The 26,411-nt window shown below is 62.1% G+C and carries 24 protein-coding genes and 3 tRNA genes; 10 read left to right on the plus strand and 17 right to left on the minus strand.

Annotated elements, in window-relative coordinates:
* Positions 1-84: 84 nt before the first annotated feature.
* The 7 genes from ACTHXA_RS06210 to ACTHXA_RS06240 form a co-directional block, all read right to left on the minus strand.
* Entirely contained in the window at positions 85-1,032 is a 948-nt protein-coding gene (locus tag ACTHXA_RS06210) for an L-lactate dehydrogenase (RefSeq protein WP_441670453.1), read from the minus strand.
* A gap of 171 nt (positions 1,033-1,203) precedes the next feature.
* Positions 1,204-1,902 (minus strand): NADPH-dependent F420 reductase, encoded by a 699-nt coding sequence (locus ACTHXA_RS06215; protein ID WP_441670455.1) that lies wholly within the window; start codon positions 1,900-1,902, stop codon positions 1,204-1,206.
* Between the two features lie 63 nt (positions 1,903-1,965).
* Entirely contained in the window at positions 1,966-2,709 is a 744-nt protein-coding gene (locus ACTHXA_RS06220; RefSeq protein ID WP_441670457.1) for a Fic family protein, read from the minus strand.
* A gap of 119 nt (positions 2,710-2,828) precedes the next feature.
* A tRNA-Met gene (locus ACTHXA_RS06225) sits at positions 2,829-2,902 on the minus strand.
* 32 nt (positions 2,903-2,934) lie between these two features.
* Positions 2,935-3,006 (minus strand) — tRNA-Thr (locus ACTHXA_RS06230).
* Between the two features lie 95 nt (positions 3,007-3,101).
* Positions 3,102-4,835: a peptidoglycan DD-metalloendopeptidase family protein gene (locus ACTHXA_RS06235; RefSeq protein ID WP_441670459.1), complete on the minus strand. Its 1,734-nt coding sequence runs from the start codon at positions 4,833-4,835 to the stop codon at positions 3,102-3,104.
* A gap of 73 nt (positions 4,836-4,908) precedes the next feature.
* On the minus strand, positions 4,909-5,784 hold the full coding sequence (locus ACTHXA_RS06240) for an inositol monophosphatase family protein (RefSeq protein WP_441670461.1): 876 nt from the start codon (positions 5,782-5,784) through the stop codon (positions 4,909-4,911).
* Between the two features lie 177 nt (positions 5,785-5,961).
* Between ACTHXA_RS06240 and ACTHXA_RS06245 the strand changes: the two genes are divergently transcribed.
* The 3 genes from ACTHXA_RS06245 (at position 5,962) to ACTHXA_RS06255 (ending at position 8,123) form a co-directional block, all read left to right on the plus strand.
* A tRNA-Tyr gene (locus ACTHXA_RS06245) sits at positions 5,962-6,043 on the plus strand.
* A gap of 141 nt (positions 6,044-6,184) precedes the next feature.
* On the plus strand, positions 6,185-6,463 hold the full coding sequence (locus ACTHXA_RS06250; RefSeq protein WP_441670463.1) for an acylphosphatase: 279 nt from the start codon (positions 6,185-6,187) through the stop codon (positions 6,461-6,463).
* A gap of 202 nt (positions 6,464-6,665) precedes the next feature.
* Positions 6,666-8,123 carry a sugar porter family MFS transporter gene (locus ACTHXA_RS06255; protein WP_441670465.1) on the plus strand — a complete coding sequence of 486 codons (1,458 nt, stop codon included), beginning with the start codon at positions 6,666-6,668 and terminating at the stop codon, positions 8,121-8,123.
* A gap of 177 nt (positions 8,124-8,300) precedes the next feature.
* Here ACTHXA_RS06255 and zupT read toward each other — a convergent pair whose 3' ends face one another.
* Positions 8,301-9,101, minus strand: a complete 801-nt coding sequence (gene zupT / locus ACTHXA_RS06260; RefSeq protein ID WP_441670467.1) for a zinc transporter ZupT — start codon at positions 9,099-9,101, stop codon at positions 8,301-8,303.
* 105 nt (positions 9,102-9,206) lie between these two features.
* On the opposite strand from zupT, the gene ACTHXA_RS06265 reads away from it, so the two are divergent.
* The 4 genes from ACTHXA_RS06265 to ACTHXA_RS06280 all read left to right on the plus strand — a co-directional run bounded on the left by ACTHXA_RS06265 (position 9,207) and on the right by ACTHXA_RS06280 (position 12,068).
* On the plus strand, positions 9,207-9,695 hold the full coding sequence (locus tag ACTHXA_RS06265; protein ID WP_441670469.1) for a YajQ family cyclic di-GMP-binding protein: 489 nt from the start codon (positions 9,207-9,209) through the stop codon (positions 9,693-9,695).
* 44 nt (positions 9,696-9,739) lie between these two features.
* A complete protein-coding gene (cls, locus tag ACTHXA_RS06270; RefSeq protein WP_441670471.1) occupies positions 9,740-11,260 on the plus strand; it encodes a cardiolipin synthase in 1,521 nt (506 codons plus the stop codon).
* 314 nt (positions 11,261-11,574) lie between these two features.
* Positions 11,575-11,808 (plus strand): type II toxin-antitoxin system RelB family antitoxin, encoded by a 234-nt coding sequence (relB, locus tag ACTHXA_RS06275; RefSeq protein ID WP_441670473.1) that lies wholly within the window; start codon positions 11,575-11,577, stop codon positions 11,806-11,808.
* Complete coding sequence (locus ACTHXA_RS06280) at positions 11,805-12,068, plus strand: type II toxin-antitoxin system RelE family toxin (RefSeq protein ID WP_441670475.1); 264 nt, start codon at positions 11,805-11,807, stop codon at positions 12,066-12,068. The genes relB and ACTHXA_RS06280 overlap by 4 nt, the downstream gene beginning before the upstream one ends.
* Positions 12,069-12,478: 410 nt before the next feature.
* Here the strand turns inward: ACTHXA_RS06280 and ACTHXA_RS06285 are convergent, their stop codons facing one another.
* From ACTHXA_RS06285 to ACTHXA_RS06295, 3 genes are all read right to left on the minus strand, one after another.
* Complete coding sequence (locus ACTHXA_RS06285) at positions 12,479-13,840, minus strand: FAD-dependent oxidoreductase (RefSeq protein ID WP_441670477.1); 1,362 nt, start codon at positions 13,838-13,840, stop codon at positions 12,479-12,481.
* An 87-nt stretch (positions 13,841-13,927) separates the two neighbouring features.
* Positions 13,928-15,049 (minus strand): polyprenyl synthetase family protein, encoded by a 1,122-nt coding sequence (locus tag ACTHXA_RS06290; protein ID WP_441670479.1) that lies wholly within the window; start codon positions 15,047-15,049, stop codon positions 13,928-13,930.
* A complete protein-coding gene (locus ACTHXA_RS06295) occupies positions 15,046-15,789 on the minus strand; it encodes a class I SAM-dependent methyltransferase (protein WP_441670481.1) in 744 nt (247 codons plus the stop codon). Before ACTHXA_RS06295 ends, ACTHXA_RS06290 begins: the two co-directional genes overlap by 4 nt.
* Positions 15,790-15,956: 167 nt before the next feature.
* Between ACTHXA_RS06295 and ACTHXA_RS06300 the strand changes: the two genes are divergently transcribed.
* On the plus strand, positions 15,957-17,255 hold the full coding sequence (locus tag ACTHXA_RS06300) for an isochorismate synthase (protein WP_441670483.1): 1,299 nt from the start codon (positions 15,957-15,959) through the stop codon (positions 17,253-17,255).
* A gap of 502 nt (positions 17,256-17,757) precedes the next feature.
* Here the strand turns inward: ACTHXA_RS06300 and ACTHXA_RS06305 are convergent.
* From ACTHXA_RS06305 to ACTHXA_RS06315, 3 genes are all read right to left on the minus strand, one after another.
* Complete coding sequence (locus ACTHXA_RS06305; protein ID WP_441670485.1) at positions 17,758-18,657, minus strand: PPK2 family polyphosphate kinase; 900 nt, start codon at positions 18,655-18,657, stop codon at positions 17,758-17,760.
* A gap of 164 nt (positions 18,658-18,821) precedes the next feature.
* Positions 18,822-20,852 carry a thiamine pyrophosphate-binding protein gene (locus tag ACTHXA_RS06310; RefSeq protein WP_441670487.1) on the minus strand — a complete coding sequence of 677 codons (2,031 nt, stop codon included), beginning with the start codon at positions 20,850-20,852 and terminating at the stop codon, positions 18,822-18,824.
* On the minus strand, positions 20,849-21,394 hold the full coding sequence (locus ACTHXA_RS06315; RefSeq protein WP_441670489.1) for a PLD nuclease N-terminal domain-containing protein: 546 nt from the start codon (positions 21,392-21,394) through the stop codon (positions 20,849-20,851). Before ACTHXA_RS06315 ends, ACTHXA_RS06310 begins: the two co-directional genes overlap by 4 nt.
* A 64-nt stretch (positions 21,395-21,458) precedes the next feature.
* On the opposite strand from ACTHXA_RS06315, the gene ACTHXA_RS06320 reads away from it, so the two are divergent.
* Positions 21,459-21,806 carry a hypothetical protein gene (locus ACTHXA_RS06320; RefSeq protein ID WP_441670491.1) on the plus strand — a complete coding sequence of 116 codons (348 nt, stop codon included), beginning with the start codon at positions 21,459-21,461 and terminating at the stop codon, positions 21,804-21,806.
* Positions 21,807-21,815: 9 nt separating this feature from the next.
* On the opposite strand, the gene ACTHXA_RS06325 is transcribed toward ACTHXA_RS06320, so the two are convergent.
* Positions 21,816-22,766 carry a 1,4-dihydroxy-2-naphthoate polyprenyltransferase gene (locus ACTHXA_RS06325; protein ID WP_441670493.1) on the minus strand — a complete coding sequence of 317 codons (951 nt, stop codon included), beginning with the start codon at positions 22,764-22,766 and terminating at the stop codon, positions 21,816-21,818.
* A gap of 121 nt (positions 22,767-22,887) precedes the next feature.
* Here ACTHXA_RS06325 and ACTHXA_RS06330 point away from each other — a divergent pair, with 121 nt between their 5' ends.
* A complete protein-coding gene (locus ACTHXA_RS06330) occupies positions 22,888-24,087 on the plus strand; it encodes an aminotransferase-like domain-containing protein (protein WP_441670495.1) in 1,200 nt (399 codons plus the stop codon).
* Here the strand turns inward: ACTHXA_RS06330 and ACTHXA_RS06335 are convergent.
* Positions 24,084-25,451 (minus strand): AMP-binding protein, encoded by a 1,368-nt coding sequence (locus ACTHXA_RS06335; RefSeq protein WP_441670497.1) that lies wholly within the window; start codon positions 25,449-25,451, stop codon positions 24,084-24,086. The two genes, ACTHXA_RS06330 and ACTHXA_RS06335, sit on opposite strands and share 4 nt — an antisense overlap.
* Positions 25,452-25,477: 26 nt before the next feature.
* Positions 25,478-26,389 carry a 1,4-dihydroxy-2-naphthoyl-CoA synthase gene (locus ACTHXA_RS06340; RefSeq protein ID WP_441670499.1) on the minus strand — a complete coding sequence of 304 codons (912 nt, stop codon included), beginning with the start codon at positions 26,387-26,389 and terminating at the stop codon, positions 25,478-25,480.
* Positions 26,390-26,411: the final 22 nt, after the last annotated feature.

The raw sequence follows: 26,411 nt of genomic DNA on the forward strand, positions 1-26,411 counted from the left end.
TCCCAAGCCGGCCTAGAGTTTCAAGGCTGATTCGCGTCCCAAGCCGGCCTAGAGTTTCAAGGCTGATTCGCGTCCCAAGCCGGCCTAGAGTCCGAGCGAGTCTTGCGTGGCTCGCAGGTGGTTGGCGGATGTATGGAGTTGCTCAAGTTCGTGTGCCGACAGCGGAGTGGTCGGCACCGGCACGGCACCGCTTGCCGACACGATGCTCGGTACCGACAGCGCGACTCCGCTGATGCCACGGAATTCATTCAGCACGGTGCTCACGGGAAGAATTGCACGCTCGTCACGGAGGATCGCTTCGATGATCCGAACGGAGGCGAGGCCGATCGCATAGTTGGTCGCGCCCTTACCTTCAATAACGTGATAGGCGGCGTTCCGAACCTGCTCGGCAATATCGTCGAGTTCTTCGTGTGGAAAATGCTCTGCGTGGTCCCAGTCTGCGAGAGGCGTCAGCCCGATCGTTGCGCTCGACCACAGCGGGAATTCGGTATCCCCATGTTCCCCGATGATGTGAGCGTGGACGCTCTGCCGCGATACGCCGAGTCGATTCGCCAGGAGCCATCGCAGCCGAGAAGTATCGAGCACCGTTCCGGAAGAAAACACTCGATGAGCTGGCAGCTGCGAGATCTGTTGGGCTGCAACCGTGAGCACGTCGCAAGGGTTCGTCACGAGGAGATAGATCGCATCCGGCGCGCGATCGATGAGTTGCGGCATCAAGCTGGACAGGATTTCTACGTTGGTGGCGGCAAGGTCAATGCGGGTCTGCCCGGGTTTCTGTTTCGCACCCGCGGTGATCACCACAATATTCGCGCCGGTGATGACGTCGAGGTCACTTCCGCCCTCGATGTCGCTGCTGCCAGTGAACTGACTGCCGTGCGCGAGATCGAGCACTTCGGCCCGCACTTTGGGCTCGTCGATGTCGTAGAGGGCTATTCGCCGTGCGACACCCCGAATCATTGCGGCGTAGGCGATGCTCGTGCCGACGCTGCCAGCCCCGACGATTGCAATTTTCGTGTTCTCCAAAGCGACCATGCCGCCATGGTGACAGGGCCGGATGCGGGAGCCCAGCGCATCCCACAATTTTGCCGAGCATTTCACCAGCAGTTCAGCTGGGTGTCACCGCGAGCCGCCGAATCACGCGGCCGTACCCTTCCGTTTCCAGGCCGGCGATCGTCACCGACATCTGCCATTGGCTCGGCGCATTCAGAGCTCACCACGCTGTCGGAGCGCACGTGCCAGCCGCAGCCCGCGCTGTGACTTTGGGAACCGTGTGATCATCGCGCGAAGTTCATCGGCAGCTGCGTCCGCACCGAAGGCCTCGGTGTCAGGCTCGAGTTTCATCCCTTCGGCGAGCTCGCCAAGGACGACTGGGTCGAACCCAAATTCATTGACGATGGCTGCAACCTGATCGACCGCATCCGGATTGTCCCCCGCGATGCCGATCGCCTTTCGGCCTGGGTCGCCCTCGGGCCGAGACTCTTCTTCGAGCTCCTCAAAACCCATGTGGTTGAGCGCTTTCACGACTTGGGAAAAAGGGAGGTAGTCACGCACGATCTCACTGCTCGAAATAAGCGGGTCGGTGAACTCTTTTCGGTCCCCGTCGGTGGTCCACCAGTAGTTCATCGCATCAATCACCAGTTTGCCGCCGAGCGACTCGGGGTCGATGGACTGATATTTGCCCAGCGGCAACGCGAGGATGACCACGTCCGCTCGCGAAGCCGCCTCCGATGCGGTGGTGGCGATGGCACCCTCAGCAACGTAACCGATGCCCGCCGCGATATGCTTCGGGTCGCCCGACGCCGCGATCCACACCTCGTAGCCCGCTGCCCTCGCGAGCTTGGCAAGCACTGCTCCGAGTCTGCCCGCACCGAGAATCCCGATCGCCGGCTTGTTGCGAACCATGGTCCTCCCTGCGCGGTCGAGTAGGTGGGCGAGGCTACCTCGAACCACTCACCCAAGAATGGCTCAGATTTCTGTCCGTGGCACGAACTCCGCGAACCGCTCGTAGTACGCATCCTGGAACGAGCGAAGCGTCTCCCGGAGAAATCCGGGCTCATTTTCATATTCGCGAAGCCCTCGGTAATAGAACTCTTTCTGCGCATCGAGCACGACGAAGGGCATGATTCCGTTTTGCAGGCACTGTTGAAACATCACGATCCTGCCGACGCGACCATTACCATCCTGGAAAGGATGAATCGATTCGAAACGGTGGTGGAAATCGGCAATGTCTGTGAAGGTCATTTCTCCCATGGTCGGTGCCTGCTCGAAAAGCTCTGCCATCGCCACATCCACCTCCTCTGGGGCGGTAGTGCGCTGCCCACCGACCTCATTCGGGACGCGTTTCCAGTCCCCAACCGCGAACCAATTGAGCCGGGACTGTGCGGTACCACGCTTCAAAATCCGGTGATACTCCCTGAGCCGATCTGTAGAAATCGGCTCGTCCATCGCATCCAGCATCGCGTCAAAGAGCTCGAAGCTATTCATCGTCTCGACGACGTCGTCCACGGGTACTGCTTCGCCACTAACGGTTCGAGTCTCGTAAATGTATCGAGTCTGCTCCTCGTCGAGCTGACTGCCTTCAATGCGGTTCGTGTTGTACGCCATCGCAATTTGCGTGAGGTGGTAAAGGCCGCCCTTCAGTCGAGCTGCTCGTTGCTCGCGGAGCGCCTCGATGAATCGCGTGGGATCGATGGGATATTCTTCGGCCACTTACGCATCCTCTTTCACGACTACTACTGGTCCACAGGGGTGAGTATAAGGGTGGGAAACAAAAAAGACCCCCGACCACTACCGCGAGTAATCGCAGCGTGACCGGGGGTTTATATCTGTAGCAGGAGAGGGGCTTGAACCCTCGACCTCACGATTATGAGTCGTGCGCTCTCACCAACTGAGCTACCCTGCCATGGGCTCAGCTACCGGTCTAGCAACTGATCGAGCCCCGAGCCAGGATTGAACTGGCGACCCCTTCCTTACCATGGAAGTGCTCTACCACTGAGCTATCGGGGCGTTTGGCCGGTAATTTTCGCGATTGTCTCGCGAACGGCACCAGGAGAGCTTAGCACTAAACCGGCCGGTTCATGCAACTCAGGTGACGATCTGTGTCAGTCGATTTCGCTGAACAGACTGTCGACGAATGCGTGGCTCTCTTCGAGGCCAAGCTTTTCATCGGTACCGAGCGCAACTGGTGCGCCAGTTGTGGTCGGAACCTCAACCTCAACGCCGGAGACGTTCAGCTTCGTGAGGAAGTAGATCGGGTCAACGTGCTTGCCGTTGATGTGGATCTCAAGGTGCAGGTGCGGTCCGGTCGAAACACCGGTGTTACCTACCTGGCCGAGTTCGTCGCCGACCGCAACTTCGTCACCGACGGCAACGGTGATGGTGTCGCTCTTTATGTGACCGTAGACCGTGGTTACGCGCTGTCCTTCAATGGTGTGCTCAACCTCGACGTAGACGCCCGTCGCCGAACCACCGGCGGCATCAATGTCAGTGACAACACCGTCGGCGATGGAACCGATCGGAGTACCGATACCGGGGGTGAAGTCAACGCCGCCGTGGAAGGAAGATGCGCCAGCAGTCGGTGCGACACGGAAGCCGTATGCACTACTGATCTGCACGCCCATCGGGAAGGGCCACTGGACATTCGCGGTGATGTCGTTCGTGTAGGCCTGGTTGTCAGGAAGCTCGACTCCGGTTGCGAGGTTGGCAGCCGCTGCCGAACCGATCGAAGTCACTGCGGTGATGTCGTCGGTGCGTGCACTTGCAGCGGCAACCGACGTGGTTGGCTCCACCGCGAGCGACTGCGTGCCAGCCTGTACCTCAGCCTCGGGCTGGATCTCGGATGCTTCCGATTCGCTTTGCGAACCGAAGAGCGAGAGACCAGCTGCGGAACCAGCGCCAAGGACAACGGTACCGGCGACGAGGCTGAGTGCCACCATGCCGCCGCTGACGCGACCGGCCGAGGATGCTGCACGGTTCGATCGCTTGATGCGACGGCCTTCTTCGCTCTTGCGATCCGAGCGGAACGTCTCCGGGATTTCAACTTCAGGTTCGTCGTGCGGAGCAGCGGGAACAATGTCAACCGCTTCTTCACGTGCGGCACGAACTTCGTCGAGCGAAACAACCGGCGCGAGCACGACTGGCTCGTGGGAAACGTCAAGCGTTTCGATGACTGCAGTGTCAACGGCCTCAGGCAGGAATTCTTCCTGCTTCTTCGACTCAGGCTTGATTTCGGTGACAGGGGCGATGCTCTCGGTCTTGGCAGTCTCTGCGGGAGCGAACAGTTCAGGATTCTGCGAGACCGCGATTTCGGCAGCGCGTGCGGATTCTGCTTCAAGCTTGGCCACTGCGGCGGCAGCGGCTGCGCGCTCGGCTTCACGACGCTCGCGACGCGACATGTATACGGGTTCCGCGGGTGCGGTCGGGGCCGCCTTCTCGGCGACAGGCGCAACTGGCTCGGCCTTTACCACAACAGGCGCCGGCTCCTTCGCCGGTGCTTCCGCAACAGCAGCGGTTTCCTCAACCGCCGGTGATTCCTCGACCGCCGGGGCCTCTACGACCGTGGCAGCAAGGGCTGCAGCGCGGGCCTTGGCAAGACGCTCTTCCGCGGCACGAGCTTCAGCAGCGCGTGCTTCCTGCAGTCGCGCGGCACGTCGACCAGAAACGACCGGTTTCTCAGCGACAGCGGGCCCCGCAACTGGAGCTTCAGCGTTACGTGCAGCCTGAGCCTTCTGCGCTTCGAGCTTCGCCAGTGCTGCGCGTCGCTCTTGTTCTCGCTCGAGCTCACGAAGCTCTCTACGAGTCAGCGAAGCAGCTGACTGCTCGGAGGGGGAGGTCATGCCGGAAAAACTCCTTGTGATGCGGGGGACTCAGCAAGTGTAACGAACATGTTACGAAAAAGCCAAGGTTTCATCACGATTTGGAATTTTTCCCTGATGAAAGCAACTTCTGCGGTGCGGCGTTTCGTAACAAGTCGATGAACGAAACGATCACATCAGGGTGACCAGCAATAAGGATACGCCGCCCTTCAGGTTCTGACAATTCCAACCCGCCGACGTGCGCGCCGGATTCTCGAGCAATCAGCGCTCCCGCCGCCCAATCCCACGGCTTGAGCCCAAACTCGTAATACACATCCTCTTGCCCGAGCGCGACGGCGCACAGATCGAGGGATGCCGCACCCACCCTCCGAAGATCGCGGACCTTATCCGCCATCCCTAGCCACGCTTCTGCTTGCAAGAGCCGCCTGGCGGCAGAATACGAGAACCCCGTACCTACCAGGGCTTGCGAGAGATCGCTCGGGCCAGCGCCGAGGCGAACGCGCTCCCCGTTCACAAACGCTCCCCCGCCACGCACCGCGCTATAGGTAATGCCGGTGTCGGGACTCAACACCGCGCCCGCGAGTGCCTCAAAGGCTGCAGGTTCAGCGGCTGGGTCACCGGTGACCGCCGCAATTGACACCGCGTAATTCGGTGAACCGTATAGATAGTTGACCGTCCCATCAATGGGATCAACCACCCAGGTGACCCCGGAGCGAGACACGAGCGCATCCGACTCCTCACCAAAAAAACCATCGTCAGGTCGGAGCGACGCGAGTCGATCGCGGATCAATTGCTCGGCTTCAATATCTGCCGCGGTCACGACATCGACGAGGCTGGATTTCGTTGCGGCGACTTCAACACCTTCGCGCCGGCGTCGAGAAACGAGTTCACCGGCTTCGGTCGCGAGGGTGATCGCGATCTCCAGCAGTTCTTCGGGGCGGATGGATGCGTCAGTATCGTTTGTGGTCACAGCCAGGGACCCTAGCAACCACCATGGCGAAGAAAGCGGCACCATCCACAGGGGTGTTCTGCCGCGCATTAAAAGGAACGAATGTGGATAACTCGGGTCACCAGCAAAGTCGAGGTGCGGCGTCCGCGGTTTTTGTGTAAGCTAACCCGGTGCACTTCGTGTGACGAGTGTGCGCCCGGCGGGTTGCCCGAGCGGCCAAAGGGATCTGACTGTAAATCAGACGGCTCAGCCTTCACAAGTTCGAATCTTGTACCCGCCACCGCGTTGAGACAACGCAACTAAGTTGAGGGGCCTGGCTCATAAGCCAGGCCCCTCAGTCGTTGTACCGCGCAGCGTCGGTTAAGCGCCAGCGTCGCTATACCGCACAGAGTCACGAGGTACTGCAGCTACCTTGTCTCCCATGACAAGCAAACGCGTACACGCGCTGGTCTCCGGTGTCGTCCAGGGTGTCGGCTACCGATGGTCCACGCAAAAGAAGGCGAATCGACTGGGTGTGACCGGATGGGTCCGCAACCTCCCCGACGGCCGCGTCGAATTCGAAGCGGAGGGCGGCGCCAAGGCAGTGGATGCGCTCCTCGCTTGGGCCGCGAAAGGTCCACGTGCAGCCCGAGTGGATCAGGTGACTTCCGAGGTGATCGACCTCACCGGCAGCACAGGCTTCGACATCACAACGGCATAGCGATCCCGCGCTGCACCTGGGTCTGACTCGTTAGCGGGCCGCGAGCGACCTTGGCTTGGCGACGGGGCCGGAGGCTAACACTGGGAAGATCGATGACCTTCAGCCGACACGTAAACTATTGCGCACTATTGGCATTTATGTCATATTGTGAGGACATTATCCCCGGCTGGCGCGTCGATGCGCCCTATGGCAAGGAAGCCCAATGGTTAATACAACCCCTTCAGGAGCAGCAGCGAGCGCAAAGGCGTTGCCGCCGCTCACCCCCGGGCCGCACCGTAAGCGACTCGGACTCATTTCCGTTATTGCAAGCTTTGGTGGCTTGCTCTTCGGTTATGACACCGGTGTCATCAACGGTGCGCTGCGCCCGATGGCCGCCGAACTCGGTCTCGAAGCCTTCACCGAGGGTGTCGTCACGAGTTCGCTCGTATTTGCCGCTGCGTTTGGCGCGATCATCTGCGGTCGACTTTCGGACGCAATCGGCCGTCGCACGACGATCATCTCGCTCGCCATCCTCTTCTTCGTCGGTACGCTTTTCGTCACCCTTACCCCGAACTTCGAGCTGCTCGTGGTCGGACGTGTGTTGCTCGGCCTCGCAGTCGGTGGGGCTTCTACCGTGGTGCCGGTCTTCTTGGCCGAACTCGCGCCGTTCGAGATTCGCGGTTCGCTCTCGGGCCGTAACGAAGTTGCCATCGTGATCGGTCAGCTCTCGGCATTCGTGATCAACGCGATCATCGGTAACGTCTTTGGCCACATCGATGGCGTCTGGCGAATCATGTTTGCCATCTGTGCGATCCCCGCAATCTGCCTCTTCTTCGGAATGCTCCGCATGCCTGAGTCGCCACGCTGGCTCATCGAGAAGGGCCGGAACGACGACGCCCTTGCCGTGCTCAAGACTGTGCGCTCGGAAGACCGCGCTATCGCCGAGCTCGAAGAAATCACCAAGGTCGCGAAAGAAGAGCAGACCGAACAGCAGATTGGCCTAAAGGCCGTGCTCACGAATAAGTGGCTCATCCGCATCCTGTTGGTGGGCATCGGCCTCGGTGTCGCCCAGCAGCTCACCGGTATTAACTCGATCATGTACTACGGCCAGACCGTGCTCGTCGAGTCCGGCTTCGAAGAAGGCGCGGCCCTCATTGCGAACATCGCCCCGGGCGTGATTGCCGTGATCGGTGGCCTCATCGCCCTTGCTTACATGGACCGTTTCGACCGCCGCAAGACCTTCATCATCGGTTACTCGCTCACGACCGTCTGCCACCTGCTCATCGGTATTTCGTCGATGGTGCTCGAGCCCGGCAACCCCCTGCGCCCCTGGATCATCCTGTTCCTCGTCGTGCTGTTCGTCGGTTCGATGCAGACCTTCCTAAACGTGGCAACCTGGGTCTACCTCTCCGAGGTCTTCCCGCTGCACATGCGCGGTCTCGGCACCGGCGTTTCGATCTTCTTCCTCTGGATCGCCAACGGCTTCCTGTCGCTGTACTTCCCCACCCTTGTGGAAGCAACCGGAATCACCGGCACCTTCTTCCTCTTTGCTGGCGTCGGGGTGCTCGCGTTGATCTTCATCATCACCAGCGTCCCCGAGACTCGCGGACGCACCCTCGAGGCGTTGGAGGAAGACGTCACGACCGGTGCGATCTACACCGCCCACAAGAAGAAGAAGTAGTTCCAGCAAGAGCGGAACGCCTGGCTGGAAAATGGTCACTCCTTGGTGCTAAATCGGAAAATACCAACAAGCAGTGACCACTCTGTGGAAGGCGTCGACTCACGCAATGTGGCTCCGTGCAATTTGTACGGAGCCACACTGCGTTTGCAGGCTAAAGGCCGGTTTCCAAGCAATGCCCTAGAGGAAAAGTACGAGGCTCACTGCCATGACCGCCATCCCCGCGATGAGGCCATAAATCGTGAGGTGGTGCTCGCCGAACTCGTGCGCTGCGGGCAGCAGCTCGTCGAGGGAGATGAAGACCATGATCCCAGCGATCGCCGCAAACACCACCCCGAACAGGGTGTCCGAAATAAATGGCATCAGGATGAGATAGCCAATAATCGCGCCAGCAGGTTCTGCGAGCCCCGACACCGCTGCAAGCCAAAAGCCTTTCGCTCGCGATCCCGTGGCCTGATAAATAGGGATAGAGACGGCGAGGCCCTCGGGGATGTTGTGAATTGCGATCGCGACGGCCACCGCAATCGCAATTTGTGGCTCCTGCAGGGCCGCGATAAACGTCGCAAACCCTTCGGGGAAGTTGTGCAATGCCAGCGCCAGCGCCGTCAACACTCCGGTGCGCATGAGTGCATGTCGTTTCGGGGGCTGGTCAATGGACTTCGGTTCGTGTGGATTCACCGCGGTTGGCACGAGCTTGTCGATCACTGCAATTACGAGAATGCCGCCGAAAAATGCCGCGAGCCCCGCCCAGTTCCCGGTCACTTCGCCGTATTCATCAACGAGCGAGGCGATCCCTTCGGGCAGCAATTCCATGAGCGAGACATAGATCATTACCCCGGCGGAGAACCCCAGCCCCACCGACAGCGTCTTCACCGACCTGCCTTTGCCCAGCACACCGATGGCGGCACCAATGGTGGTCGACAGGCCGGCACCTAGCGTCAGCAGAAATGCGAATACAACGTTGGACGTGTCAATTTCCATCGTTGCCCTCCATCGCATCCAGGTTCCGCTGCGCACTTAACACCAGTAACTCTAGATCCAGGCTGACCGGGAGAAAAACTACGGACGGCAACGTACCATTGGCCCATGGCTGATTCTTCATTTGACGTAGTGAGCAAGGTCGACCACCAGGAGGTCGCGAACGCGGTAAACCAGGCGACCAAGGAACTTTCGCAACGGTATGACTTCAAGGATGCTGCCGCATCCATCGACCTCAGCGAAACCCAGATTCTGATGAAGGCTGCGAGCGAAGAGCGCGTGAATGCGGTCCTCGATGTACTGCAGTCGAAGCTCATCCGCCGCGGTATTTCACTCAAGTCACTCGAGACCGGCGAGCCTTATGTCTCGGGCAAGGAGTATCGTCTCGAAGGCACCATTAAGGAAGGTATCGACCAGCCGAACGCCAAGAAGCTGTCGAAGCTGATCCGCGACGAGGGGCCGAAGTCCGTCAAATCGCAAATTCAGGGCGACGAACTTCGTGTGACCTCGAAGAGCCGCGACGACCTGCAGGCAACGATGCAGCTGCTGAAGGGATCCGACGTCGAACTCGATCTGCAGTTTGTGAACTTCCGCTAGCCAATAACACCGCCCGTGAACGCATCCACCCTCCTGCAGCACTCGTGATCGGGCCGTTCGGACTCCTCACAGACTCCCCCAGCATCGCGGTACTCGCGACGCTGTACATCGTGAATCTCGCGATTGTCGTCGTGACGCTGTTCACGATCGGCAATAATCGTCGTCCAACCACGGCGGTTGCCTGGCTGCTGGCGATCTCGCTCATCCCCTACGTCGGGCTGCTGCTCTTCTTGCTGTTCGGAACGAATCGACTTCCTGCGCATCGTCGCCGCAAGCAGGCCGAGTTCGACAAGATCATTCGGGATGCGACGGATGAGCTAGAGGACGAGCTCGGCCTCACGCCGGTGCCAAAAAATTACCTGCCGATCTCGAATCTGGCCCGGAAGCTCACGTCTATTCCGCACTTGCCCGGCAACCGCATCCAAATTCACCCGAACTACAACGAGACCATTGCCGAGATGGCCGCCGAGATCGACCGCGCACATTCATATGTGCACGTCACGTTCTACGCGATGGGGTACGACGACGTCACGCAAGGATTCTTCGACGCGCTCGAGCGCGCGGTGAAGCGCGGGGTGAAGGTGCGCGTGATGTACGACCAGGTCGGATCGTTCCGGTACCCCGGCTATGCCGAACTCAAGCGCCGCCTCGATGCGATCGGATGCGAGTGGCACCGACTGTATTCCATCTGGCCCTGGGAGGGTGGTTGGCAGCGCGTCGACCTGCGCAACCACCGCAAGCTGCTCGTCGTGGATGGGCTGGTCAGTTGGATCGGCTCCCAAAACCTCATCGAACGCGACTATCACCGGAAACCGAACCGCCGACATGGCCAGCAGCAGTGGCAGGACCTCATGGTTCGCGTCGCCGGCCCGATGGCGCTCGGTGTGGATGCGGTGTTCCGCTCGGACTGGTTTGTCGAGACAGGGCACCTTGCCGATGACGGGGCCGACCCGACCGCAGAGGATTTCGCGGATAACGACGCAGAGGATCGCGCGGCGGGTGAGGCCTTCTCGCTCTATGACTGCCAACTCGTGCCCTCGGGCCCCGGTTATGAGCACGAAAACAATCTGCGGATCTTCACGCAGCTGCTGTATCAGGCGCGAGAACGGGTGGTCATCGCATCCCCGTATTTCGCGCCCGATGACTCGATGCGATACGCGATCACGACGGCGGTGCAGCGCGGCATCGAGGTGCACCTGCATGTTTCAGAGCACGGTGATCAGTTCTTTACGCAGCACGCGCAGCAGTCCTATTACGAGGAGCTGCTGCGCGCCGGGGTGCGGATCTGGCTGTACCGATCACCGTACGTGTTGCACTCGAAGCACATCACGGTCGATGGTGAAGTCACGATGCTCGGTTCGAGCAATATGGACATGCGGTCCTTCACCCTCAACGCCGAGATCATGCTCATCGTTTACGGCAAGGAATTCGCCGACCGCATCTCGTGGGTCGAGCACTCCTATCGGGTGCACTCGCGCGAGCTCACGCTTGATGAATGGATGGCGCGGCCGCGTATGCACTTCGCGTTCGACGATCTGTGCCGATTGACTTCGGTGGTGCAGTAACTGGATGTGGTTAGCCGAACGGTTGCGTAGACCGGCGCACGATTAGCTCGAGTGGGATCGATTGGTGTTCGGATTCCACGCACCAGCACTCCCGGATGCCACACACCAACACACTTGAATACCACCCGTATCGCGGTTTACCACCTTCAGGAAAGTGGTGTCCCGCGTTTCGGGTGGTAATTGCGCTTTGGGGGCGTGTTCGCATGTGCCGCACTCCTCTCCAGGAAGGTGAGGCGCCCTCATCATCGACGACACCGCTTTCGCACACTTCGAGAGCTATATATATACTTGTATAGCAGCGGAAGGAATGAATAATGGCCACCAAACAGCTCAACATTCGGCTTGATGAAAAGCTCGATCAGCGCCTCGAAGCATTGGCGGCTCGGACTGGACGCAGCAAGGCCTTCTACGCGAGTGAGGCGATCGAAGCGTTTCTCGATGATTGGGAAGATTACTACCTCGCGAAAGATGCGCTCACTGAGTTTCGTGACTCGGACGAAACCGCCATCGATGTCGAAGACGTCGATTGGAACAAGCTCGGCGCATGACTTACCGAGTCCAGGTCACACCCAAGGCACTCAAACAGATCGCCCAACTTGATCGACCGGTCCAGCAACGGATCAAGCGATTTCTCCTCGAAGGAATTGATCGTGAAAACCCCAGAGCCTCAGGGCGCAGCCTTGTGGCGAGTCCTTATTGGAGGTACCGCGTCGGTGACTATCGCCTACTTGCTGCCATCGAAGACGACACACTGATCGTGCTCGTAGTCGCGGCGGAACATCGTCGCAGTGTGTATCGCGATATGTAATCGTTGCGGGCAGTTCACGTACATTCCCGCGAACTCGCCCTCGACGAGTGGATGGTGCGACGGCGAATGCACTTCGCGTTCGAAGCTCTGTGCCGGTTGAATTCGGTGGTGCGGTAACTGGATGCGGTCAGCCGAACGGTTGCGTAGACCGGCGCACGATTAGCTCGAGTGGGATCGATTGGTGGTCGGCTTCCACGCACCAGCCTCCCGGTTACCACGGGCCAACACAGCCGGATACCAGCCGCCAACACCGCCGGATACCACCCGTATCGCGGTTTACTACCTTCTGGAAAGTGGTAAACCGCGATACGGGTGGTATTGCGATTGGGGTGGAGGGCTCGTGCGGTGGCTGCCGCGCAGCTATCGCGCAGTTACCGCAGTTACCGCGCCCGCGGCAGCCGCCCCGGCCCCTACTCCCCGCGGGAAATGCGCAGCATGTCCTCGCGGTCGACGACCTTGACGCGCTCGCGCTCTTGCGGCTCGCCGAGCTCGACCTCGTGCGCATCCAGGTTGTGCCAGCCGTCGAGGTCGGTGTAGCGGACGTGGCGCTCATTGAGGAGCGACACGATCTCATCCTCGTCGGTAATCGACGGCTGCCACCAGTCCGCTTCGCTCGCAAGCAAGTGCTCGATGGTCTCTTTCGCATCCGACTTCGTGTGGCCGATGAGCCCGACAGGACCGCGCTTGATCCAACCGGTCGCGAACATCCCCGGCAGCGGCTCGCCGGATGCGCCGACTACGCGGCCGCCGAGATTTGGAATCACGCCGTGGGTCGGGTCGTATGGAATCTGCTCGAGCGGTGAACCGAAGTAGCCCACGGCCCGATAGATCTGCCCTATCTCATAGTCGCGCAGCTCTCCGGTCCCGCGAATACCGCTCTCACCATCCGGTTCGGTGCGCTCCACCCGGAATCCGGTCACGCGGCCCGAATTGTCGGTGAGCACCGAGTGCGGCTGTGACCAGAAGTGTAAGTGGATGCGCCGCGACGCTTCGCGGGGAGCGTCGTTCTGGCGCCACTTGCCAAAGATTCGGCTGATGACGAGCAGCTGCTTATTGCGCTTCGACTCTTCGTCGGCAGCAGGGTCGCGGTCGAAATCTTCCTCGTACATGATGAGGTCCGTGTCGGGCACTTCCCCGAGTTCGCGCAGTTCGAGCGGTGTGAACTTCACTTGCAGCGGTCCGCGGCGGCCAAACACGTGCACATCGGTGATCTTCGATGCGGCAAGACCGTCATACACGTTCGCCGGGATCTCCGTGGGCAGCATGTCATCCGCTTGCTTGGCAAGCACGCGCGCGACGTCGAGTGCGACGTTGCCGTTCCCGACTACCGCAACCTTTTCCTGGTCGAGTGTCCATTCCCGCGACACATCGGGGTGCCCGTCATACCAGTTGACGAAGTCGGCGGCGCCGAACGACCCCTCCGCGTCGATCCCAGGGATCTCGAGCGGCGCATCCTGCATCGCCCCGGTCGCGAAGATCACCGCGTGATAGCGCTCGCGCAGATCGTCGATCGTGATATCCGCGCCAAAGTCGACGTTCCCGAACACCCGGATGCCGCCGTTGTCGAGCACGTTCCGCAGCGCACTCACGACGCCCTTGATGCGGGGGTGGTCGGGGGCGACGCCGTAGCGCACCAGGCCGTAGGGTGCGGGCAAGCGATCAAACAGGTCGATCGAGACTTCGTGGCTGCCTTCGGCTTCCTTCCGCAAAATGTCCGAGGCGTAGATACCCGCCGGACCTGCTCCCACCACGGCAACACGAAGTTTCGACATAGTTCCTCCCAGTGTCCGGGCTTAACGCCCGGTGCTATCTCCCACCGCGTGCGACCTGAATCACACGCGTCTCCCTGCGCGGATGCGCTAAAAATCCCTGTTGATGAGCCGATCGGCGAACTCACGCAGTGCCGACTTCACAACTCCGCTCGGAAGCGGATCAAGTGCCTCGATCGCCTGCTGGACGTGTGATTCAGCGGCGTTCACGGTCTCCTGCGAGACCTCGTGCTCACGCAATTCCGCGATGATCGCATCCACTTCTGCAGAATCGCTGGATCCCGCAGCCTCTTCTCGCGCGAACGACTGATCCACACTGCCCGGTTGGGTTCCCGCCACTCGGGTACGGATGCGGTCAAGCAAGTCGGTGGCCTCAGCATCCCCCGCGAGCGCACGACGCTCGAGCAGCAACACCGGGAGCGTCTCGACGCCGGCGCGCAGGTCGGTGCCCGCGAGCTTGCCGGTCTTGTCGGAGCTCGGCGAGAGGTCGATGACGTCATCCACGATCTGGAATGCGACGCCGATCCCTTCCCCGAATTGCGAGAGTGCGGGACGGAATTCCTGCGGGGCGCCCGACAGCAGCACACCGTATTCGGCAGCCGCGCCGATCAGCGAACCGGTCTTATCGGCAAGCACCCGCAGGTAATGGTCGATGCGATTTTCGCCCTCGGCGGGCCCGATCGTCTCATGCATTTGGCCAAGAACCAGGCGTTCGAAGACCGTAGCCTGCATCCGAATCGCCTCATCGCCGAGGTACGAGAACATTTGCGAGGCGCGGGCGAAAAGGAGGTCCCCCGCGAGGATCGCCATTGAGTTGCTCCAGCGCAGGTGCGCAGCGGTAACGCCGCGGCGCAGGATCGCGTCATCCATGACATCGTCGTGGTAAAGGGACGCGAGATGCGTGATTTCCGTGGCCGCAGCCGCCGTCAGCACGCCTTCATTTTCCGAATCGGGACCGAGCTGTGCGCTCAGCAGCACGAGCATTGGGCGCAGCCGCTTCCCACCCGCCCCAAGCAGGTAGGAGGTCGTGACCTGCGCGACCTGGTCGGCATATTGCACTTGCTCACGCAACACGTCTTCGACGCGATCGAGCCCCGCATCGAGCGTCTTGCGAAGTTTGCGTTCCGCAGGTCCAGCGAAGAGGGTTTGGGCGAACGTCGACCCGACGTTGCCGTGCGAGGGCCTGCGCGTGGCAGAAGACGGGGCGGTCACTGAATCTCCTGGGATGAGGGTGCGTGCACGGTCGCGCTGCGCGGTTTGCGGCCGCGGTGCAGCGCGACAATGCCGTAGGTCAAGTTTCGGTAGGCGACCTGTTCATAACCGGCTTCTCGCAGCCAGCTTGCAAAGGTCGTTTGCGTCGGCCACGCCTGGATTGAGCTGAACAGGTACTCGTATGCCTCTGGGTCCGAGGATACTAGCTTCACAATCGACGGCATCGCCACGTTCATATAGGTGTCGTATCCCCATCCAACCAGGCCATTGGTGGGATGCGAAAATTCGCACACGAGGATGCGGCCGCCGGGCTTTGTGACGCGGTACATCTCCGCGAGTGCCTTCTTCGGTTCTTGCACGTTGCGGATGCCGAAGCTCACGGTCGTGACGTCGAAGATGTTGTCCTCGAAGGGCAAATCGGTGGCGTCGCCCTGTTGAAAGGTGATGTTCGGGTGATCACCATGACGCGCGATTGCCTCGGTGATCATCCCCTGCGAGAAATCGAGGCCGGTCACTTCGCTGCCGTGATCGGCGAGGATGCGCGAGACTGCGCCGGTACCGCAGGCCACGTCAAGCACTCGCTGGCCCGGGTGCGGATCGATTTCGCGCCGTGTTTTGAATCGCCAATAGGGAGTCGTGCCGACCGAGAGAACATCGTTCGTGAGGTCATAGTTGCGCGAAACGCGGTCGAACATGCTCGACACATCGGCGGGGCGCTTTTCGAGATCGGCTGAAGTCACGCCTTTCATCCTACTTGTCAACGAATGTGCTGTGCGTGCCCGGTGCCAGTGGGCGGTCGACGCGCTGCGAGTGCCCGATGCTGAATGCCAGCCGTCGTGCTGCGGCTGCCCGGTGTTGGTAGTCAGTCGACGCGCTGCGAGTCGGCGGAGGAGTACCCTGGTGGGCAGTGAATACCAACGTTCCAGGTTCTTCGTTTCCTCGGCTTCGTGCCCGCACCCGTCCGATCAGTGACCCGGGTGATCTGCTGCGCTTCGCCGACCCGCGCAACCCTGCGGTGTGGCTGCGCCGCGGCGATGGCATCGTGGGCGGCGGGAGCGTGTGGCGAGGCGAATTCTCTGGTGAGACGCGCATCCACGACGCCCGAAACGCGTGGCAGTCGATCCTCGCGCAGTCGCGGGTTGAGGATGCGGTTCGGGTTCCCGGATCGGGGCTGGTCGCTTTCGGTGCCTTCACCTTCGCGGCCTCCTCCGCGCATGCGAGTGTGCTGGAGATTCCGCAGTTCGTGATCGGCCGCGCCGAAGGCCGCGCCTTCGTCACTGAAATTTTTGAAACCGATTCGGTTGACTCTTCCGGCCCCGTGCCCACCGTCCCGGTCCGGCTCCCGCTCATCATTCCCGACGGTCCTGAGGCCGCGACGGACCTCACTCCCGGGGCAATGTCCGAGCAGCACCACCGCGAGGCGGTTGAATGCGCACTGACTCGCATCGAACAGGGCGAGTTCACGAAGATCGTGATCTCCCGCGACCAGCATGGCGATATCGGTGCGGATGCGGACCGGCGGCATATCGTCCGTCGTCTCGCCGAGGCCTACCCGGAGACGTGGACCTACGCCGTCGACGGACTCATTGGCGCGAGTCCGGAGATGCTCGTTCGGGTGCTCGGACGCTCGGTAACCGCGCGGGTGCTCGCCGGGACCCTGCCGCGTGGCATGGATGACGCATCCGATGCCGCCGCCAGGCGAGCGCTGGCCGACTCGGCGAAGAATCGCGCCGAACACAAGTTCGCGATCGACTCGGCAATCGAGTCGCTGCGCCGCCTCGACACGCACGATGACCCCGACACCGGGCTCACCGCATCCCCCGAGCCGTTCTTGCTCGGATTGCCGAATGTCTGGCATCTTGCCAGCGATATCCGCGGCACGTTGCCGAACGGGTCGAGCGTGCTCGATCTCGTCGAGGCGCTGCACCCAACGGCCGCGGTGGGCGGAACTCCGCGCAAGAAGGCCATTCCGGTGATTGACGAACTCGAGCCCTTTGATCGTCGCCGCTATGCCGGACCCGCGGGTTGGCTTTCCGCTTCGGGCGACGGCGAGTGGGTCGTCGCGCTTCGCGGCGCCGAGGTGGATGCGGATGGTACCGTCACGGCGTTTGCCGGCGGTGGCATCGTGGCTGGTTCCGACGCCGCCGACGAATTCGCCGAAACCTGGCCGAAGTTCCGCCCGATCACGGAGGCGCTTGCGCCGTGAGTAGTGGCGCGATGCGTTAGGCGGTTGGTGCGGCGCCATGGGTGCGCATTTTCGCGTGACCACGGCCGTCTGCTCGTCGCCACCGCCGTCTGCACGCCGCCACCGCCGTTTGCAGGCGTAATCATGGTTCGCAGCGCTAATCATGGGTGAAGTACGAACCATGATGGGCGCTACGAGCCATGATTGCAGCCGCTGAGGCCCGACGCCGCGACGATTGATGCGCTCCGGCACCATGGCGACTCGGACAGGTCATCCGCTGCGTTCGGATACGTGATCACTGCCGATTGCACGCCACCGCAGCGACTCGCACGCATAATCATGGTTCGCAGCGCTAATCATGGGTGAAGTACGAGCCATGCTGAGTGCTACGACCCATGGTTTCGGCAGCGACGGCACGGTGCCGAAGCAATGCCTCGTTGAGGTACAGCGTGACGGCAACGCGACGCTATGCGGCGCGGCGCGGCGCCGCGGCAAAACCATGCGTACCGCGCCGGCACCACCGCTATTCGCCGAGGATCTTCGCGGTGGACTGCTCGAGGCGCTCGCGCTCTTCGTCCTGGTCGAAGGTCACTTCGGGCCACTCGAGTTCCATATCGCGCAGCGTGCGCAACAGAATCGCCTTCACGGCAAGCCGCGAGTACCACTTCTTATTCGCCGGGATCACCCACCAGGGCGCGTTCGGCATCGAGGTGCGCTCGAGCGCGATTTGGTACGCCTCTGCGTATTCGTCCCAGAGCTCGCGTTCATCAATGTCACCGGTGTTGTACTTCCAGTGCTTGTCCGGTCTCTCGATGCGTTCAAGGAGGCGCTCTTCTTGTTCTTCCGGACCGACATGAAGCATGAACTTCAGCACCTTCGTGCCCGAGTCAACGAGTCGTTGCTCGAAATCGATGATCGCGCCATAGCGTCGCTCGATCTCCTCGGGCGGCGCAAACTCGCGTACCCGCTGAATCAACACATCCTCGTAGTGCGAGCGGTCAAAGATGCCGATGAACCCGGGTTTCGGTGCGTGCGGCTCTACTCGCCAGAGGAAGTCGTGCTCCAGCTCTTCCTTCGTGGGCGATTTGAAGGACTTGATCGCAAGCCCCTGCGGATCTACCGACCCGAAAACGCGACGGATGATGCCGCCCTTGCCGGACGCATCCATACCCTGTAAGACCACGAGCACGCTCGGGGCGTCGGGCAGATCGGCGCGGGCACGCGCATACATGCGTTCCTGCAGATCGGCGAGTTCTTCATCACGTTCGAGGAAGAGTTCGGCTGCGAGTTCTTTGGCGTCTCCGTTGGCGCCTTCGAATCCCGGCGTTGAATTCGGGTCAATGTCGGCGAGTTTGAACCCGGGCCCGACGAGCAGTTGCTCCCGCGCGACCGAGGAACTGACTCTCACTTTGTTCTTTCCCATGCGACAAAAGCGTAGCGGCGGCGGCCTGGCACTGGGCCGACAGCGGATGCGGTTGGGGCCAAGACGACAGCCGCCGCAAAGGCATCGGCGGCACTGGCGACTGACACCGACAGCGGCTTTGACGGCCTTGGCGCCCGGAAGCGACAGCCGTGCAGCCCCGCGCCTCAGCGCGAAAGCGGCACTTCGATCACGAGGCGCAGCTCGGTGTGATCGGTGAGGGCCTCCTCAAGCTTGCCACGAGTATCCGCCCGCCGATACGCCCACCCGTAGGCCTCCGCGATCGCCTGAATATTCGCGCTTGCGGGGGTGTACTGCACGCGATCAAAGGCCGCCCGATCGGCGCTAGCAGCGACCTCGAGCGAATCAAAGATCGTCCCGCCGCCGTCGTTCCCGACAATGATCTGCACGCGCGGCGCATCCTCACCACCCTGCCGAACAAGCAGCGAACTCGCATCGTGGAGGAAGGCGAGGTCGCCGATAAGCAGCCGCGTCTGTCCGGTCCGGGATGCGGGATCATCCCCATGCTGACTCGCGTGCGCGATGCCGAGCGCCGAGGCGATCGAACCGTCGATGCCGGAGAGCCCACGGTTGGCGTGCACGTGGATGCGTTTGCCCGGCACTCGCGCGTCGACATCGCGAATGAGTCGGGATGCGGCGAGCACCAGCCGGTCGTGCGGCCACGTGAGGCGCCAAATGCTGTCGGCAAGCATCTGCCGCGTCACCGGCTCACGCGAGACGGCGAGCTCTTCTCTGCCGAATCGGGCACGCTCACGGAAATCCTGGCTGCGGGAGGCCGCCACATTGGGGGCATCCGGGTCAGAGTCGCGCTCAAGCAAGAGCGTATGGTCGGCGTTAGTCCAGTCGTCGAGCCACTGCTTCGCCTCTTTGCGCAAGAGGTACTGCTCGTCGGCATTCGAGTGGGTAGTCGAGCCAAAAGCGAGGATGCGAACCTCATCCACCGCTTCAACATTCGCGCTGGGCCGATAGACGGGCACCGCGGGGTCGTCAACCACAATGACGCGCAGCCCTTCGCGTGCGAGCAGTTGCGGCACCTGACGGCTCAGGGTTGGATGCCCGACTACGATGACGAGTTCGATCGAGTCGCGGAGTGCCTTGATTGGCGTGTTCTCGCCGAGCAGATCGCGGTAGGTCGCGATGGCGTTGCGACCGAATCGCGAGCCGCTCGACACTTCCGCAACGAGCGGCCAGCCGCCCTTGCGAGCGAGTTGTTCGCCGAGCTTTCCGGCACGGTCACCCGCGATGACAAGGGCCCGCTGCCATTCGGCGGGGTCGAGATCGATGCGACGACGAGCACCCTCGTCGACGTTCTGCGCGGTCCCGGAACTCTCCGGCCAGGTGCCGTATTCGCCGAGCCGCTCATTGCGGTCGGTTGCTGCTGCCCGCTGCTGGGCGGTTGCGCCGGCATCCTGCTCGGCCCCGCGATCCCCGCGCGGCTTCGCGTGCGCGGCGAGGTCCTGCTCGATCGCGGCGGCAAGGTCGGCGGGGAGGCCCTTCCCCGGCATCCCGGCCCGGATGCGTCGGTCACCGACGTCTCCCGGCCATGCAGCCGCGCTCTGCTCGCTCACCGTTTCGGCGCCAGCATCCGCGGCGGACTCTGCGAGTCGGATCGTGACGCGTTCCGAGAGGTCGGGGACTTCATCCGAGAGTGGCTCGCGGAAGGCGAGGTTGAAATGCCAGGCCGTGCGCGCATCCGCTATCGCCGCGCCGACTTCGCGCGACAAGAAAATGGCTTCCATGCCCTCGGGAGCGGGCAGCGACACGCACGGCACGAGCGCCCCGAATAGGCCGGGTTGCTGCGTGGTTTGGTTGGCGCCGGTCCCGACGAGCTCCGCGGGGCGATCGGCGGTGAGCGCGATCAGGGGAATGCCCGCGTGGTGTGCTTCGAGCATGGCGGGGTGAAGGTTCGCCACCGCCGTGCCCGAGGTGGTGATGACCGGCACCGGGCGCGCCGATTCTCGCGCAATGCCGAGCGCAAAGAACCCTGCCGACCGTTCATCGAGGCGCACGTGGAGTCGGATCGACCCGATTCGCTCGAGTTCCGCGGCAACAAGCGCCAGCGCCTGCGAGCGCGAGCCGGGGCACACGACGATGTCCTGCACGCCGCGGTTTACGGCCGTGGCCAGGAGTTCAATCGCAACACCGAGGGCGGGCGAGCCGTCAGGCTCCGCGCTCACTGTCGTCGGCCCTCATCGTCGCCGTTCGTTTCGTCCTCGGTTTCCGCTTCCGGCTTGCCGCGGTCGATCGTGTCGATATTGCTGTCGTCACCGCGATCATCACCGTCATCGGAGTCATCCCCGGCGTCTTTCGGCGCGTGGTCTTCGGGAACGATGATCGGATTCGTACCGGTGTGGTTTGAGGGGTGATTGCGCATCGTTGATTGTCGGTCACGCTCAATCTCTTCGTCGAGCAGACGCATCTGCTCTTCGAGTTCCGCGATGCGGGCGTCGTGTTCGCTGTCGCTCTTGCGATCAGCAATAAAGTTCAGGTCGTCCGGTGGCGCCTGGGGCTGCTGTCGGCCACCGAGCCCTTCGCCGCTGCCCTTGCCGATGAACATCCACAAAAGGGGACCGATTACCGGAATAAGCAGGATCACGACGAGCCAGATCGGCTTCTGCATAACTTTCGTGCGCTTGGCATCAAACATCGCGCAATCCACCACCGCGTAGATGGTGAGCGCGACGGCTACAACGATGCCGATAATCAATGCACGTGACATAGGTCCCGAGTCTAGTCATTCCCACCTGACCGCGCCCGTTAGTGGACTTTCGTAGACTGGAGGGATGAAAACTTCCCGTGCCTGGACCGTCTACATTCTTGTTCGCGTGCTGGCGTTTATCGTGCCCTTCGGCATCATCATGCTCGTGCTGCCGACCTGGCAGTGGAACTGGCTCGTGGGAGTGATTGTCGGGGCGATTGTGAGCCTCACAATTTCGCAGATTTTCTTGTACCGCGAGCAGATCGAGATCGGCGGCGCAATCCAGGAACGCGCGGAAGCGCGGAAGGCGCGCGCGAATGAGCGTCGCCCGATCGATATCGAGGAAGACGCGGATATTGATGCGCAGTCGCCGGACGCGACTGAAGAGGATGCGGATGACTCCTCCGCATCCGACTCCCCCGAGAAGCCCTAGCTCAGACCGCTACACGAACGCCGGGAACCACAACCCGAAGGCCATGAGCAGAGCCCAAATCAGGGCACCGATAGACACGAGTTTGAGCGCAAGAATGAGGTCCTTCGCGACTTCTGAAGTGCAGGTGATGATCACTGATGGCACGACGAGCAGCAGCGCAAACAGCGCAAAGAATGCGTTCGGGTACAGCAGCCCGTAGATCAGGGTGATCACAAACGGCAGCAGCGCAAACGCCGCGAAGAAGATTCGTGAACCACGAAGGCTGAGTCGGGTTGCGAGTGTGCGCTTGCCGGCGAGGGTGTCGGTGTCGCGGTCACGAATGTTGTTCACCATGAGCACCGCGCAAGAGAAAAGTCCGGCGGCGACCGCGAGCAACCACGCGCTTTGCGGCACGGTCAGGATCTGCACGTAGACGGTACCGAGCGTCGCGACCAGACCGAAGAAGATGAAGACGAACACCTCGCCCAGCCCCGCGTATCCGTACGGCCGCTTGCCGCCGGTGTAGAACCACGCCGCGAGAATCGCGACCGCGCCAACGGCCAGCAGCCACCACTGCTGCGTGACGATCGTGAGCGCGAGGCCGGCGGCCGCCGCGATCCCGAAGAACACAAACGCGACGTTGCGGACCACCTTCGGGTTCACCCGTCCCGAGCCGGTGAGCCGTGGCGGGCCGACGCGGTAGTCGTCGGTGCCGCGGATGCCGTCAGAGTAGTCGTTCGAGAAGTTCACCCCGATCTGGAGCGCGAGCGCCACCACGAGCGCGCCGAGCGCTCGGAGCCAGTGGAACTCCCCCGGTACTGCGGCGACCGCCGAGGCGGTTCCGAGCACGATCGGCACGATCGCCAGCGGCAGTGTTCGCAGGCGCGCGCCCTCGATCCAGTCACCGACCGTCGGTTTGGATGCTGCCTTGCCGCGCTGACGAGGTTTCTGGGTGGGGTTATTCGACTTCTGTTTGGCCACGATGGAGATTGTAGGCGTCTTGGGCGGGTGACCTCAGCCTGAGGTTGCTTTGGATTGGCTACACACCTGGATATCCGTAGCGTTGACAGAACGCACCCCATCCCGCCAAAGGACACCGACGATGACCACGAACACCCCAAACGGCACAAGCGAGCTCTTGGCGAGCATCCCCGACCACGAGGGGTTCGGTGATGCCTCACTCATCCGCCAGGGCGCGGGCGTCATCAATCTGGGCGGCGGGAATCCGGACGTCGATCTCCTCCCCACGCACCTGTTCAAGCGGGCCGCGGCGGAACTCTTCGAGGATCCAGCCAACACCGCCACGGCCCTGAAATACTCGAACGCGGCCGGCCTCGATTCGCTCCGCGAGGCGATCGGCGCGCGTGAAGGGATCGATCCTGAGCGCGTGCTCGTGACCACCGGCGGCGCGAATGGCACCGCGCTGACGGCACTCGCGCTCTTCAACGACGGCGATACGGTCGCGGTGGATGCGCCGGTCTATCCGCTGTTTCTTCGCAACCTCGACCTGGTGCGCGTCAAGATCGTCTCGGTGCCGGTGGATGCGGCGGGGCTCGACACGGATGCGCTCGAGGCGCAATTGCGGTCCGGGCTGCGCCCGAAAGCGGTGTTTACGGTGCCGACCTTCCACAATCCGACCGGCGCAACGCTCTCCCCCGAGCGAGAACGCAAGCTGGTCGAATTAGCGGAGCACTACGGATTCACCGTCATTGCTGACGATCCCTACCGCGAACTGTCGTTTTCTGGTGAGCGGCCTCGGCCTCGACCCGCGCTCATCGATACCGATCGCACGGTGCTCATCAATTCTTTCTCGAAAACGCTCGGGCCGGGCACGCGGCTCGGCTGGCTGGGTCTTCCCGAGGGTCATACCGCCTCGTACGCACGGCTCCGGAACCGTCTGGATGGTCACAGCAGCGGTCTCGTGCAGGAACTCGTGCGTCGCATCATCACCGACCCCGGTTACACCGAGTCGAATATCGCCGCCGGCGCGCGGTATCAGCAGAAGGCGCAAACGCTGCAGGATGCCCTGCGCGAACAGTTTGGCGAGCGCATCCAATGGGTGGAGCCGCACGGTGGCTTTTTCCTCTGGGCCTGGCTCGAGGATGACCTTGATTTTGAGGCACTCTTTCAGGCTGCCCAGCGTGCCGATCTCAGTTATCAGCGGGGCGACTGGTTTGCGGCGTCGCCTGACCAGGTGCCCCGATTGGCCAACACGTTCCGCCTCTCGTTCTGTGAGCTCGACGAGGCGGCCCTTCGTGAAGGTGCCGCTCGCCTCGGTGCCGCGTGGCGTGAGGTTCGTTAGGGCCGTTCCGCAACAAGCCGCGTGATTGCCACGCGGTCGGGCTTGCCGCTTGCGAGTCGCGGTAGTTCTTCGAGACGGATGCACCGGGTCGTCCTGGCAGCGGACCCCAGTCCGGCTGTCGCGTCACGCAGGGTGGCGAGGTCGGCGGCTTCGGCTTCGCCTTCGGTTTCGGTTTCGGTTCCAGTGTCGGCCGCGGCTTCATCCGTGGCTGCCCCAGCGTCAGTACCAGCGCCAGTCCCGGTACCAGCGCCAGGCCCAGTGCCAGCGCCACCCGCCACCGCGATTGCCACGGACTGTCCCCATTCCTCGCTCGGCACCGCAACGGCCACCGCGGTCTCAAACCCCGGGATGCGCTGGACGATTCGCTCCACCTCATCGAGGTTCACTTTGATGCCGCCCGAGATGATGACGTTGTCCATCCGTCCGGTCACCGAAATGCGCTGCGTAGGCACTTGTCCGCGCGCAGTTTCCGGGTCGTACGCTGGATCCACCGTCCCGGCGTCACTCGTGCGGTACCAGTGTTGGCCGTCCGCGTCGACGAACGTGGCTGCGTTCCGCTCAGGGTCATCGAGATATCCTGCTGCGAGCATCGGTCCAGCGAGCCAAATCTCACCGTCTTCCAGTCGAGCGGAAACACCGCGCAAGGGTACGCCGTTGTAGACGCAGCCGCCGGCAGTTTCGCTGGAACCGTAGGTCATGACGATCGGCCAGCCGTATTCGCGCGCAGTCTTGACAATATGTGCCGGCACGGACTGCCCGCCCACGAGGATTCCGTCGAATCGTCCCATGCGCGCCGAAATACGTTCGCGCTCCACGAAGGAAAATTCCTCGCTCGTGACCGATTCAACGAGCCGATGCAGTTGCACCGGCACGAGCGAGACGTATCGTCGCTCGCCGTCGAGCTTCGCGGCAAGCTCTTCGAAGTACAGCACGTCAAAGTGCTCAGCGGTGTAGACGAGCGGTCGCGTGCCCGCCTGCAGGGAGCGTGCAAGCACCTGCAGCCCGGCCACGTAGTGCGCCGGTAGGCACAGCAGCCACTGCCGAGTAGGGAAGGCCTCATCAACATTGATGCCGCGGTCGGCCGCGAGCGCATCGAGTCGCTCATAGGTGGCGGAGGCGGATGCCCGCAGCGCCCGCGCGGTGAGCATCACGCGCTTCGGCTTTGCAGTCGAACCGCTCGTTTCGATGACGGCAACGACGTCCTCCGGGGCATCCGCGGGCAGCTGTGGCAGTGGGATGTGCTGGACAGCGATCTCGTCAGGCACCGGTAAAATCGCGGGTCCCGCTCCGATCATCGCGTCGTCGAGTGCACGCATGACTGCGAGCGGGTCGTCCGCGGAGACGGTAATCAGTTCTCGAACCATGGTGATCGCCTCGTCTTGTGGTGGTGTTAGTAGTGCCAGGGGAAGGCGGACCAGTCCGGATCGCGTTTCTCGAGAAACGCATCCTTCCCTTCAACTGCCTCGTCGCTGGCGTAAGCGAGGCGGGTTGCCTCACCGGCAAAGATCTGTTGGCCGACCAAGCCATCGTCGACCGCGTTGAATGCGTACTTGAGCATCCGAATGGCGGTGGGTGATTTGGTGAGGATGGTCTCGGCCATCCTCAACCCCTCTGCTTCGAGTTCCGCGTGCGGTACGACGCGGTTGACGGCACCCATTTCGTAGGCACGTTGCGCGTCATAGGTTTCGGCGAGGAAGAAGGTTTCACGGGCGAATTTTTGGCCGACCTGCTTCGCAAAATATGCGGAACCGTAACCGGCGTCGAAGGAGCCGACGTCCGCATCCGTCTGCTTGAACTGTGCGTGTTCTTTCGACGCGACCGAAAGATCGGTCACAACGTAGAGTGAGTGTCCGCCACCGGCGGCCCAACCGTTTACGAGCGAGATCACGACTTTGGGCATGAAGCGGATGAGTCGCTGCACCTCGAGGATGTGGAGTCTGCCCGAGCGTGCCGGATCGACGGTTTCGGCGGTCTCGCCTTCGGCGTATTGGTAGCCGTCGCGACCGCGGATGCGCTGGTCACCTCCCGAGCAGAAGGAGTGTCCGCCGTCCTTGGGGCTTGGTCCGTTGCCGGTGAGCAGCACGACGCCGACCTTGGAGTTTTGACGTGCGTTATCGAGCGCCTGGTAGAGCTCGTCCACGGTTTGCGGCCGGAAAGCGTTCCGCACCTCGGGACGGTCGAAGGCGACGCGCGCAATTCGGCCAGAGGTGTCGAGGTGGTAGGTGATGTCTTCGAAGTCGAACCCTTCGACTTCGCGCCAGCGCGAGGGGTCGAAGATATCGGAAACGGTGTCGTGGCTCATGTGCCTACGGTATCGCGTTGCC

It is taken from the genome of Gulosibacter sp. (assembly GCF_052090685.1).
GTDB lineage: Bacteria > Actinomycetota > Actinomycetes > Actinomycetales > Microbacteriaceae > Gulosibacter.

Bases quoted from the DNA above. Each gene is read 5' to 3' on its own strand.
- ACTHXA_RS06265 (WP_441670469.1), top strand. From the start codon at position 9,207: ATGGCTGATTCTTCATTTGACGTAGTGAGCAAGGTCGACCACCAGGAG.
- zupT (WP_441670467.1), bottom strand. From the start codon at position 9,101: ATGGAAATTGACACGTCCAACGTTGTATTCGCATTTCTGCTGACGCTA.
- ACTHXA_RS06315 (WP_441670489.1), bottom strand. From the start codon at position 21,394: ATGTCACGTGCATTGATTATCGGCATCGTTGTAGCCGTCGCGCTCACC.
- ACTHXA_RS06285 (WP_441670477.1), bottom strand. From the start codon at position 13,840: ATGTCGAAACTTCGTGTTGCCGTGGTGGGAGCAGGTCCGGCGGGTATC.
- ACTHXA_RS06340 (WP_441670499.1), bottom strand. From the start codon at position 26,389: ATGAGCCACGACACCGTTTCCGATATCTTCGACCCCTCGCGCTGGCGC.
- ACTHXA_RS06320 (WP_441670491.1), top strand. From the start codon at position 21,459: ATGAAAACTTCCCGTGCCTGGACCGTCTACATTCTTGTTCGCGTGCTG.
- ACTHXA_RS06305 (WP_441670485.1), bottom strand. From the start codon at position 18,657: ATGGGAAAGAACAAAGTGAGAGTCAGTTCCTCGGTCGCGCGGGAGCAA.
- ACTHXA_RS06280 (WP_441670475.1), top strand. From the start codon at position 11,805: ATGACTTACCGAGTCCAGGTCACACCCAAGGCACTCAAACAGATCGCC.
- ACTHXA_RS06215 (WP_441670455.1), bottom strand. From the start codon at position 1,902: ATGGTTCGCAACAAGCCGGCGATCGGGATTCTCGGTGCGGGCAGACTC.
- ACTHXA_RS06235 (WP_441670459.1), bottom strand. From the start codon at position 4,835: ATGACCTCCCCCTCCGAGCAGTCAGCTGCTTCGCTGACTCGTAGAGAG.
- ACTHXA_RS06210 (WP_441670453.1), bottom strand. From the start codon at position 1,032: ATGGTCGCTTTGGAGAACACGAAAATTGCAATCGTCGGGGCTGGCAGC.
- ACTHXA_RS06255 (WP_441670465.1), top strand. From the start codon at position 6,666: ATGGTTAATACAACCCCTTCAGGAGCAGCAGCGAGCGCAAAGGCGTTG.
- relB (WP_441670473.1), top strand. From the start codon at position 11,575: ATGGCCACCAAACAGCTCAACATTCGGCTTGATGAAAAGCTCGATCAG.
- ACTHXA_RS06335 (WP_441670497.1), bottom strand. From the start codon at position 25,451: ATGGTTCGAGAACTGATTACCGTCTCCGCGGACGACCCGCTCGCAGTC.
- ACTHXA_RS06250 (WP_441670463.1), top strand. From the start codon at position 6,185: ATGACAAGCAAACGCGTACACGCGCTGGTCTCCGGTGTCGTCCAGGGT.
- ACTHXA_RS06330 (WP_441670495.1), top strand. From the start codon at position 22,888: ATGACCACGAACACCCCAAACGGCACAAGCGAGCTCTTGGCGAGCATC.